This is a genomic window from Thermoplasmata archaeon (genome assembly GCA_038851035.1).
Classification (GTDB): Archaea; Thermoplasmatota; DTKX01; order VGTL01; family VGTL01; genus JAWCLH01.
Genome location: JAWCLH010000046.1, coordinates 1 through 11867 on the forward strand (window position 1 = coordinate 1; position 11867 = coordinate 11867).

Genomic DNA, 11867 nt, shown 5'->3' on the forward strand with positions numbered 1-11867 from the left:
AGAGGCCTCACCCTTTTCCATCTCCCTGATGAGCCATCTGAGCTTTCTCCTTGTGAGCTTCCGCATGTATTGATATGGTTTTAGGGCTCTTATATTTGCCGAGAGGAAGTTATTTCGGGATTCGACAGGGAACTCTGATGGTCCATAAAAATTATATACTTCGCCAGACATAGTAAAAACGGTGGGGCTATGCAGCGCTTTAGGGCGGTAGCAATCTTAATGAGTGCATTGCTCATATGGAGCTCGGTGATTGTGGGTCTCGACCTCGGGTCGAGGGCTTCGGACCCCCCCCCCAATATGATGGAGATCAGGTCGGGGGAGTGGAGCAGCACAGCGGGACAGGTGGACCTGCAGATTCATCTGACGGTTTCGGGCGCGTACATCAGTGAGCTACCGGAAGAGGCGAATACGACGATACCCCTTCCCTATGCGGCAGTGAAGGTAACTGTGTATGACACCTCTCCACCAACAATTATCGAGTCTGCTTTAAATATATGTGGTAACAGCTTTCTCACCCTCATGCTCCAGCAGTTCGGTAACCCCCCTCCCCAGTCCATTACCGTGGATGTGACTGTAGAAATGAACGATGGCCGAGCTCCGAACAATCCGTTAAGGGTAGGCTCAGTGGCTTATGGTGCTGGAGGACCGGCCTATTATTACGGCAAATCATCTCAAAATATTCTTACGGACAATAATGATTATACATGTAATATCGTGTTTGCGGACTCGGGCTCGGAGAATTCCTCCAGGGTCGGTGCGGCCGCTATATATCACACTTTGGTTGAATCAAGGATAGCCAGCCTGGAAATAGATTCTGGTAATACATACATCGACGTGAGCTGGGCTTCGAGCCCCTTCTCCAATTTCTACTGCTGGCCGGGGCCTCCGAAGGAGAAGCACATAGAGATTTCGTGCGAATACTTTCAGGACGATGACTCCACAAGCTGGCGAGTGGGATACGATTCAGTGAGATATTGCTACGGACTGAATATTCTCTATTCATGTGCATATGAGGAGAGCTACTGGCCCACGTGGCCATACGCGAGCGGGTTCGAGGAATATTTTCTGGAGCTGTGGGACAAGGAATTCTACGACCCCGAGGGCTGGAGCGAGGAGGAGTGCGTCTACGCGGCGGGCTTCGCGTGGGCCTGGGCCGCTTTCTCGGACAGCGAGGGCTGGCTCGGGGCCAAACGTAATAACGATCTTATTTACCGGGACGATGCGCCCGATGGCCTGCACATCGAGACATGGTCAATTAATGGTAAAAGATTCTCGGGAGACCGCGCCGGTCTCAGGGGCGAGAGAACCGTGGGATGCGTTGCGGGCCTGTTCTGGGACATGTGGGACGATTTCGATGTGGGCGATGAGGACCCTGATTGTGACGACGAGGGCTTTTTTGACGACGAGCACCTGATGCTTACATGGAGAATAATTGATGATGGCACATACAACAGAATTAAAAACATTTTTCGATTCTATGAGGCGTTCCAGCACATTTACTGGGGCCCTCTCGTGACGGATCTGGCGTTTTCGTACATGTATAATAACATTGGAATGTTCACCTACGGGTTGTTTGAAGGAATTACAGACGACGGTCCCCACGGCCTGCAGGTGCACAATTTCGAGGTTCTGGGCATGAATACCAATGCCAGACCGCTATTGGGCCAGTATGTGCTCGTGAGATACGAGCTCATGAATCTTGGAGAGGAGGAGTTGTATTTTTGCGAGAACTCCTACTTGGGAGTCGCGGTCCGGGACCCGGAGAATAACACCTGCGACTGCGGAAGAATCTACGGCCCCTTCCGGCTCGCCCCCCAGGAGTCGATCGTGCTGAGCAATATCACGACCCTCTCGTCAGTGCTGCTCGGAGAGCACAAGTTCTGGCCCTGTTACTGGCTGGGCGGCAGAACCGGGCCCGAGTACTGGGTCGTGCAGAACGTCACCGCCCACTCCAAGAGGATACTATTTGAAGACTTCGAGGGGGATTTCCCGGAGGACAATAATTGGACCGTGGGCAGTTTGATAATAAACAGGGGATTCTGGGGTGTGGAAAATATTGATCTTAACAACGTCATTTGGTGCAACGGCTCGATGTGCGACCCCCCGGAAGAATATGAGGATAATATGCGGGCTTATATGTATACAGGAATTGGCGATTGCAGATTGGCCAATCTCCACATACATTTCGACTTTTGCCAGACGCTCGAGCCGCCTGGAACGGGTGATTATGATTTCTTTATGATTAAATTATATTCAAATTATTTAGGAAATGACGATGGCTTTATCTGGGAATTCAGAGAGGACACCGAAGGCTGGGAACAGGTGACCATCTATCTGGGGCCCGGGCTGGGAAGTGGTGATATAAAAATAGAATTTTATTTTCAATCTGATGGATATTATCCACCGTATCCCTGTGGATTTGGAACATTTATTGATAATATCATTGTAGAAGCGGAATAACCCATATCAGGGAATATTTATGAAATCTAGAAAAATATTGGCATTAATTGTTGTGATGTTTTTCGTCACTCAGCTCCATATCAGTCTTTTCACAGATGGTGTAACATGTTTTTCTATGAAGGAAGAAGAGAAGCGCCTCGACGTGGCAGGAGAGCTTTTTGACTGTATATGCAAGGAATTCAATACCACTCAATCCACTCCGACCGATATCACCCAATATTTAAAAAGTTACTCTTACGCTTCCTCAGGATTTGTGCAAAATCTCGGCCAGATACGGGACGATGAGGTGATTTTTCACACCCATCACATTTATTTTAAATCCGATAGAGTGATCATGCGGTTGATCGAGTACCCTGAGGAATGTAATGATTTTCATTCTTCAGATGAGCGTGTAAAAAGCATCCCTTCCCCCAAAACCATGCACGTTTTTGCAATAAGATTTCTTAACACTAATTATGTCACACCAGCTGGTTTGGGGAGTCCCATTTCATTTTTTAATTACATTCTCGGAAATGACAGGTCGAAATGGATAAACACTGCGCCACTATATACAGAAATTATTTATAAAAATATCTACAATGGAATTGATTTGATTTTTAAAGCTACAGTGAGAGGTATCAAATATGAATGGGTCATTCACCCGGGTGCAGACGTCAAAGAAATTAAGATAATGTACGATGGCGCTGTTCCGGAGAGCGATGGAGAGAATCTTGTTATCAAAACACCTATCGGTTATGTCTTCGACCAGGGACTATTTTCCTATCAGAGTGATGGAGAGAAAAATACTATTGTAAAAACAAAAATTAATATAGCCGGGAATATCCTTTCATATATAATTGATTCCCGGGATTACAATCAAACAAAACCTCTGATCATAGATCCCCTAATATTCTCGACATTTCTGGGTGGCAGGTATTGGGATGAGGGAAATGGTTTGTCACTCGATGCCTCAGGGAATATTTATGTAATCGGCTATACCTCCTCTCCTGATTTTCCAACGACACCGGGCACATATCCTTTTTTCGGTGCGGATTTCTTTTTAGTAAAATTAAGCCGTAATGGAGATAATATGATATATTCCACATTTATTGGTGGAAATGGAGTAGACGAAGCAAGAGCGATATACACAGATGAAAATTCTATTTATCTGGCGGGAGACACGAACTCCACAGATTTTCCAATAACAAATGATGCGTATGATGCTTTCAATAATGTGTCTGATATTTTTTTAATGAGATTAAGCTGCGATGGTTTCAATATGCTCTACTCAACATACTTGGGTGGCTCTTCAATTGAATATTGTTCTGATATGGCAATTGACAACGATGGCAATGTATATCTAGCAGGAAAGACATCATCCCTCGATTTCCCGTGTACCCCTAATGCCCATTTCAAACAATTGGTCGGTTCTTTCATTCTTCAGTTTTCCATAAAGGAATTATCTTTACTTTATTCGTCGTATTTTTATGATAATGTGATGTCAATAGAAATCGATGAGGAAAGGTATATCTATCTTGGTGGGATTGCCTATTCATCCGCATTTCCAACAACCGAAAACGCGTATGATACAACCCACAATGGACATAACGATGCATTTTTTGCAAAGTTTGCCCCCGGTTTTTCGGAGCTAATAGTTTCGTCATTCCTTGGGGGGGAATTTAGTGAAGGAGCATATGTTGCGCCGGGGACCGATGGGAGCATCTATGCTGTTGGTTCCACGACCTCATATCTTTTCCCTGTCACTTCGGACGCGTATCAAAAGAATCTGAATGGAAATGGTGCGGCGGACATTTTTATTTCCAAGTTTGACCGGTTGGGTTCAGAGCTCAAATACTCAACATATCTTGGTGGGTCAGATACGGATTGTACCACCGGGATTGTCCTGTTTCCAGATGGAACCCTTGTTATCTCTGCGCTATCAAAATCAAATGATTTTCCAATTACCGATAGTGCCATTAAAAAGGAAAACAATGGTAAATTTGATGTAGTTATTTTCCGAATGGATATCGAAAACTCAAGGCTTATTTACTCCACTTATATCGGTGGATTAATGGACGATTGGCCATATTCGATATTTTCTAATTATATGAATACAATTCATTTAACAGGTATTACATCCTCAGACGACTTCCCCACCACGCCCGGGGCCTACGACACCACCCACAACGGCGGGAACGACGCCTTCGTCCTCAAGATGCGCCTCCTGCCCTGGGCGCCGACCAACCTCTCCGCCGTGACAGGGTCCGGATACGTTGTCCTCAACTGGACGCCCCCCAACGACGTCGGCCCCGTGCCCATTGATAACTACATCATATACCGAGGCCTTTCCTCTTCCAGCCTCGAGCCCATCGCCACCGTCGGCAACCAGACATGGTTCAACGACACTACCACGACCAACGGCGCGATTTACTACTACGCCGTCCGTGCCTCCAATCGTTACGACACCGGAGAGCTGTCACTGCCTCTCAAGGTCTTTGCAGGCGCTCCGCCGTCGGCGCCGGAGAACCTGAGCGCTCGGCCCGGCGACTTCTCAGTGGAGCTGGACTGGAGTCCTCCGTCGGATACCGGCGGCTTTAACGTCATTAATTACATTGTTTACAAAGGCCTGAGCGAGGACGGGTTGACCAATTTCACCTGGCTGGGCAATGTGACACACCATGTTGACGCGGATGTACTCAACGGCGTGGAGTACTTCTACGCCGTATCCGCCGTCAGCATCAAGGGCGAGGGGATGCGCTCGGGAGTGGTCAGCGTGACGCCCGGGCGGCCCCCCTCGCCACCGCGCGAGCTGAGGGCGAGGGCGGAGGGGGCAGGCATCAATCTGACATGGCTCCCGCCCGAGGACGATGGCGACTGCCCCATTCTGCAGTATATTATCTATCGGGGTGGGGCGGGGGATGAGAAGGCCGAGGCCGGGCGGGTTGAGTCGTCATCGCTGAGCTACCTTGACGGCCCATTTGACGACGGCCCCGCCTGGTATTATCAGGTGACGGCAGTCAACGCTATCGGGGAGTCTGACAGGAGCAACGAGGCCTTCGCCGTCCCCAACCGGAGGCCCTCTCCACCGCGCAGTCTGTCCGCCGCCCATGGCTCCGGATATATAGAGCTATCCTGGGAGCCTCCTCTGGATGACGGGGGGTCCCCGGTGACGGGCTACAATATATATCGAGGGAACCAGTCCCAGAGCGAGAGCCTTGTGGTCAGGCTCCAGACGCCGCTGACGGTCTACAGAGACATGGCGCCGGAGGAGGGGAGGGTGAACTTTTACTACATAACCGCGATGAACGCCGTGGGCGAGAGCGCTCCCAGCGCGAGGACATCCATCCTGGCCGATTTTACACCTCCTGTGGTCCGAATATTGTTTCCGGCGAACGGCTCCTGGGTCAACACAACAAAGGTCACGCTCAAGGGCGAGGCGTCGGACGACTACGGTCTGAGGAGCGTCGAGCTCAGCGCGGACGGCGCGAGCTGGTCGCCCTGCGAGGGGCTGCTTGCGTGGGTCGGGCATGTGGAGCTCGAGGACGGCCAGAGGGAGATATTCGCGAGGGCTATTGATTTAGCAGGAAACGTGAATTACTCTGCCCTGACGGTGAATGTCGATACTGTGAAACCCGAGGTGAGAATCCTCTCCCCTTCACGAGATACGGCAACGAGGGACGAGAACGCGACCGTTTACGGGACCGCTTCCGACAACCGTTTTCTTCTGAGGGTGGAGGCGAGCACGGACGGAGCGAGCTGGTCGCCCGTGGATGGCATCTTCTCCTGGAGCTTCAATCTCAGCCTCAGGAACGGAAAGAACCTTCTCCGGGTGCGTGCCGTTGACGCCGCCGGGAACACAGGCTATGCGGCGGTGAACATCACCCTCGACCGGGACGCTCCCAGGGTCACAATAATGGCCCCCTCGGACGGCCAGAGGCTCAGGGCCTCCGGCCCGGCCCTCACAGTCAGGCTCAAGGGGAGCGCCTCCGACGATTTTGGGCTGGAAAGAGTGGAGCTGAGCTCCGACGGAAAGAAATGGGTGGTGGCGAGCGGCCTGGAGGTCTGGTGGGGGAACCTGACGCTCGGGCCGGGCGAGCACAGGCTGCGCGCCCGCGCCATCGACATCGCAGGGAACGTCGGGGAGGCGGATGTGAGGGTTGTGGTGGAGCCCCGGACATATTTATTTGATGGCCTGGACATCAGCCTCATCGCGATTTCTCTCGTGGTGGCGGTGGTGCTCTCGGGCGCCGTGCTGATGGTGGTAAGGAGGCGCCGCCGGCGTGGCAGGAAAGTTCCCGATCCCTAGAGCGAGACCCCGTACAGCTCTCCGTACTTCTCCCTGAGGTACCCGAGAAGGCGCTCCTCGTTCAGCCCCTCGCCCGTGACGCGCTCTATCAGCTCCTTCGCCCTGTACCTCTTCCCGTGCCTGTGGACGTTCTCCCTGAGCCAGCCCAGAACGGGCGCGAAGTCGCCCGCGGCGACCCTCTCCTCCATGTCCGGCACGTCCTTCCTCAATTTATAATAGAGCTGGGCGGCGTAAATATTGCCGAGGGTGTAGGTCGGGAAGTACCCTACGGCTCCTATGGACCAGTGGATGTCCTGCAGGCAGCCCTGAGAGTCATCGGGGACCTTAATGCCGAGGTAGCTCTCGAAGCGCTCGTTCCAGAAGTTCGGCACCTCGTCGATTTTGAGCCTCCCGCCGAATATCGCGCTCTCAACCTCGAACCTTAGCATGATGTGCAGGTTGTAGGTGACCTCGTCCGCCTCGACGCGGATGAAGGAGCGCCTGACGGTGTTGACCGCCCTATGGAAGTCCTCGACGGAGACGGGCGCGAGATGGGGGAACCTCTCCTTCAATCCCGGCAACCAGAACCTCCAGAAGGGAAGGGAGCGGCCGATGAAGTTCTCCCAGAGGCGCGACTGGGACTCATGAATTCCCAAAGAGACCGGCTCCGCGAGGGGGGTGTGGTAGTGCTTCTCCAGAAATCCCTGCTCGTACATCCCGTGCCCCGCCTCGTGTATCGCGGCGAATATCGCGGGCCTGACGTCGTCCTTCGTGTATCTGATCGTTATCCGCACGTCCCTGTTTCCGCCGGAGGTGAACGGGTGCGGGGCGACGTCGACCCTCCCCTTGCTCATGTCGTAGCCGATTCTCTTCACAACCTCCACGACAAAGTCGCGCTGCCTCTCCTCCGGGTAGTCGCCCTTCATGAAGGAGTCCCTGGCCTCGCCGGCCGCCGACAGGATGCGCGAGGCGAGGGGCACGAGCCTCTCCCGCAATCTGGAGAAGAGAGCCTCGACCTCGGAGCTCTTCATGTACGGCTCGTACTCGTCCAGAAGGGCGTCGTAGGGCCTCTCCTCGTAGCCCACGTGCTCCGCCACTTTTTTCTTCAGACCCATCATCTTTTTCAGGAGAGGCTGGAAGACGGGGAAGCTCTTCTCCCTCCGCGCCCTGACCCAAGCCTCGACCGCCAGCGACTCCGTCCTCGCCAGCTCCTTGACCAGCTCCCTCGGAATTCGCACCGCCCTGGTGTACCTCCTGTCCACCTCCCTCACAATCACCCTCTGGTCCGGGGTGAGGTGCTTGTTCTTTTTCAGGGAGCGCAGGAGAGAGCCCATCGCCTTGGAGGTCAGCCGCTCGTGGATAATTCCCTGCAGCGCCGCCTTCTGCAGGGCGCGGTCCTGCACCGCCCCCGGCGGCATGTAGGTCTCCTCGTCCCAGTAGAGCTGGCTCGCGATCTGGTCCAGGTAGGCCAGCTCCTTAACCCTCCCCAGAAAATCCGACCACTCCCTCGGCATTGGGGTCCCCTCGGAAATAGCTATCTAAAAGTATTTGTATATTTTGGGATGAGGAGGGGACGACAGCTACTTATATTAATCAGCCAATCAGAATTCCGCGCACGGTCCCAGGAGGAGTCTCACTGCCGAGCTTCATCCCGCCGGAGGTGACGAGTCTTCTGAACTACCCCGAGGGCCGCTTCATCCTGGTCAAGGGCCGCGCCGGAACCGGCAAAACGATGTTCTGCCTGGAGCTGGTGCGGGAGTGCGGCGGCCTGTACGTGAGCACGAGGGTCAGGGCCGACAGACTATACAGGGACTCTCCGGGGCTCGAGGAGAGTGTGCCGCCCGACTTCATCATAGACGCCTCTGAGGAGCTGGACGAGACCGTGCTCCGGGAGTTTGTGGAGAGGGCCAGGGAGCGCGAGGGCACCTGCGCTGCCCCATCTGGTGCTCAGGGCGCGCGAGCTTCGGTGGGGGTGGAGGGTGGCCTTGGAGCGGGTCCCGGTGCTGGTGCCGCCCCCGAGGGCGGCGAGGCCGGCGGACCGGCTGGGGCCGATTTTGGAGACCACCTAGAGCCGGCGGCGGTGACGGCCCTATCCCTCCCGCCCCTATTTAGGCGAATTTTAGAGAAGACAGAGGTGGCCCAGACGCCATTCGTCGTCGTCATGGACAGCTGGGATGCGATATTCACCCTATCCGGAGGGGCTGCGGCGAGGAGCAGGGGACCGAACCGCGAAGAGCTCCAGACGATGCTACTCAATGCCTTTCGCAATAAGTGCGTGAATTTAGTGATGGTTGAGGAGGGAGAGGGCGAGTCCGGCCTAGACTTCCTCGTGGACGGGGTTCTGGAGCTGAGGCGGACCAAGTGGAGGGACAGAATCGTCAGGACGATGCACCTGCGCAAGATGAGGGGCACGGAGATACACAACGCTGAGTACCTATTCACGCTCGTTGGGGGGAGGTTCCACTACTTCGAGCCCTTTGTACCCAAGATTCCAGCGAGGCCCAGAAAGTGGAAGCCGATGGCCGACACCGAGTCCCGGTTCTCTTCCGGCAGCGAGGACCTGGACCTCCTCATCGGGGGGGGCTTTAGGAGGGGCAGCACAGTTCTTCTTGACGTCGGCGCCAGCGTGCCGGACGCCGCTCTCGAGCAGTTCGTGACGCAGCTATCAGCGAACTTTCTCGCGCAGGGCCGGGCCGTCATGCTTGTGCTGCCCGGCGGTCTGGACGCGGAGACCATCGCCCAGAGGCTTTCTAGAGAGGTCGGTGAGGAGAGCTTCAACTCTCTCGCGAGAATTATAGAAAAGGGTGGCGGGACCTTTCCCAAGGACCGCCCATACATGGTCGCAATGAGGTACGAGAATATAGAGCAGGACTTCAACGACTGGATGTACGTCTACAAGGCGCTCAGACAGAGGACCGGCGCGCCCGTTCTTCAGATAATAGGCATAGATACCCAGGAGGCGCGGTACGGCGAAGAGGCATATAAAAAAATCCTGAGCACCTCCACAGAGCTCACGCGCAAGGAGGGTAACCTAACGATAAGAATCACACGGCCGGGCATGGAGAGCTTGACCAAGCGGTGCGCGAATGTGTCGGACCTCCTGATGCACATGGAGGAGCTCAACGGCGCGGTTCTTCTTTACACCGAGAAACCGAGGAGCGGTCTCTACTATATGGACACCGACGCCACGGGCGGGAACATCAGAATAACCCTGAGACCCCTCCTCTAGGAAAATATTTCTCCGCCGTTCGACAATACGGTGCGCGGGTCCCCGGAATGGCCGGTGAGCTCCTGGTCGGGCTGGTAATTCTCGCGGCGGCCGTCGTGACGGCGTGGCTGCTAGCGCGAGCAGGCCTGAGAGGGGCGAGGAAGATGGCCGTCGGATGCCCTCATTGCGGCGGCCGTGTCAGGGCTGGCGCGCGCGTATGCCCGGAGTGCTCGAGGGAGATAGTCATGTGCCGCGTCTGCGGCGCCTATATACTGGACGGCGAGGGGCGCTGCGAGCTCTGTGGAGAGAGCCTTAAAAAGAGCGAGCCCCCCACCTGCCTCTGTCCCCGCTGCGGGGCCAGCGTGGAGAGCGGCTCGAGGAAGTGCCGGAGGTGCGGCGAGGAGTTCTGGTCCCCGGTTGTCGCGCACAGATAGGGAGCGGAGCTCGGCCTCAGCCCCCGGCGCCCGACGAGAGCCACCGAAGTTCCGTACCGAAATCGAGCTCAATCAAATGCAATTATTTATATATGGAGAGCCGGATAGTGAATTGATTAGAAGGAAACTGAATGAGGGGAGGGAGGCGCAGGACCCATCAGCCGTATTACAAACGTGGCGATACGGAAAGAAGGGAGAGCATGCTCGACATGGGCCGCGTCAACTCCTTCATGTACCATGCCGAGCAGGTTATCTTGGCCACGGGCGAGAAGGACGGAGCGTGGAATACCATTCTCGCTTCAATAATTGCCAAGGCGAGCCGCATCGGCACTGAGGATGCGCTGGAGTTCGTCTCAAGGAAAGCGGCCTCGGGAAAACTCCCGAAGGGCCGCGGAAGAGCCCTTGCGCCAGCTCATCAGGAGCTACTCAAGGATGCGGTAGTTCGCGCCCCTTGGGAGGGAGTGGCATGGTCTGGAAAGTGTGTTGGTCCTGTCTGATGGTAGCCCTTCTCATGGGGGAGTCGCTACTGGCGATTCAAATAACGCCGTCAGTGGCCGCCGAGCCCATCGGGGACGAGAGCGTCTGGTCAGACGATTTCGACCCCCCCGGAGAGCTCTCGGGCCTTGGCCTTTATGCTAATGTCACGGTCGAAAATGGTTTCCTTACCCCAGTCCGCAGCATCGATACAGGAACTGGGAGCGACGGGGAGTTGCTGGTGACAGGAGCGTTTCTTACAGACTCCGTTCGGACCGCTCTATCGGCCTCCGCCGGCTCGGGCCAGAGCTACCTCCAGGTCAACACCTCCTCTGGTTTCCGAGCCGGGGACGAGGTTCTGATAATCCAGATGACTGGCAGCAGGGCGGGGAGATGGGAATATGCGAATGTAGCATCGACTGGAATCTCCAGAATCGACCTGACCTCGCCGCTCCAAAACTCATACTTCACAACCAGCGGTGGAAGAGCACAGGTTCTCAGAGTGCCGCAATACACGAATGTGACCGTTGCCTCAGGCGGGACTCTGACCTGCTCGGCCTGGGATGGAGCAACGGGGGGAGTTCTCTGCATCAGAATTGCGGGAAATCTGGTAGTGGAGAGCGGAGGGCTTATTGATGTCTCAGGCAGAGGGTTTCCCGGGGGTGAGGGAGGTACAGGGGGCTCGGGAGGCCTAGGCGGAATGGGTGGCTTCGGTGGCGGACGTGCGTCGGCTGGAAATGATGGGGGAACGACGCCGGGCGGCGGCGAGGGCGGCAGTGGGGCTTCGGGATATGTCTATGCAGGAGGGAAGGGCGGGAATGGAGGTGGCGCGGGAGAGCCTGGTAGCAGCGGCGGCATGGGGAAGCCCGGTGGCGCTTCCGGAGGCTCGGGGGCGTCGGCCGGCCAGGGTGGGACCAATAGGGGCACTCAGGACCTTCTTTTTGCCCAAATGGGCCAGGGAGGGGGCGGAGGAACGGGCGGCAGTGGTGGCTTCGGAGGAGGAGGAGGGGGAGGGGGCGGCGGGGGG

Annotated in this window: 7 protein-coding genes; 6 read left to right on the forward strand and 1 reads right to left on the reverse strand. The window is 55.5% G+C overall.

Translation table 11 applies throughout. The annotated features are described in order from the left end of the window. Positions 1-219 precede the first annotated feature (219 nt). Positions 220-2460, forward strand: coding sequence for a hypothetical protein (locus tag QW379_10275; GenBank protein ID MEM2870780.1), 2241 nt, complete (start codon positions 220-222; stop codon positions 2458-2460). Between the two features lie 2050 nt (positions 2461-4510). Then, positions 4511-6745, forward strand: coding sequence for an Ig-like domain-containing protein (locus tag QW379_10280; protein MEM2870781.1), 2235 nt, complete (start codon positions 4511-4513; stop codon positions 6743-6745). Here QW379_10280 and QW379_10285 read toward each other — a convergent pair. Beyond that, positions 6742-8238 (reverse strand): carboxypeptidase M32, encoded by a 1497-nt coding sequence (locus QW379_10285; protein ID MEM2870782.1) that lies wholly within the window; start codon positions 8236-8238, stop codon positions 6742-6744. The genes QW379_10280 and QW379_10285 overlap by 4 nt on opposite strands. Positions 8239-8384: 146 nt before the next feature. Here QW379_10285 and QW379_10290 point away from each other — a divergent pair, with 146 nt between their 5' ends. From QW379_10290 to QW379_10305, 4 genes are all read left to right on the forward strand, one after another. Continuing rightward, entirely contained in the window at positions 8385-9953 is a 1569-nt protein-coding gene (locus QW379_10290; GenBank protein MEM2870783.1) for an ATPase domain-containing protein, read from the forward strand. Positions 9954-10000: 47 nt separating this feature from the next. Further along, positions 10001-10366 (forward strand): hypothetical protein, encoded by a 366-nt coding sequence (locus QW379_10295; GenBank protein MEM2870784.1) that lies wholly within the window; start codon positions 10001-10003, stop codon positions 10364-10366. A gap of 131 nt (positions 10367-10497) precedes the next feature. Then, positions 10498-10863 (forward strand): hypothetical protein, encoded by a 366-nt coding sequence (locus tag QW379_10300; GenBank protein ID MEM2870785.1) that lies wholly within the window; start codon positions 10498-10500, stop codon positions 10861-10863. Further along, on the forward strand, positions 10833-11867 hold a 1035-nt coding region (locus tag QW379_10305), incomplete at its 3' end, for a hypothetical protein (protein MEM2870786.1). The genes QW379_10300 and QW379_10305, both read left to right, overlap by 31 nt.

Bases quoted from the DNA above. Each gene is read 5' to 3' on its own strand.
- QW379_10275 (MEM2870780.1), top strand. From the start codon at position 220: ATGAGTGCATTGCTCATATGGAGCTCGGTGATTGTGGGTCTCGACCTC.
- QW379_10280 (MEM2870781.1), top strand. From the start codon at position 4,511: ATGGACGATTGGCCATATTCGATATTTTCTAATTATATGAATACAATT.
- QW379_10285 (MEM2870782.1), bottom strand. From the start codon at position 8,238: ATGCCGAGGGAGTGGTCGGATTTTCTGGGGAGGGTTAAGGAGCTGGCC.
- QW379_10295 (MEM2870784.1), top strand. From the start codon at position 10,001: ATGGCCGGTGAGCTCCTGGTCGGGCTGGTAATTCTCGCGGCGGCCGTC.
- QW379_10300 (MEM2870785.1), top strand. From the start codon at position 10,498: ATGAGGGGAGGGAGGCGCAGGACCCATCAGCCGTATTACAAACGTGGC.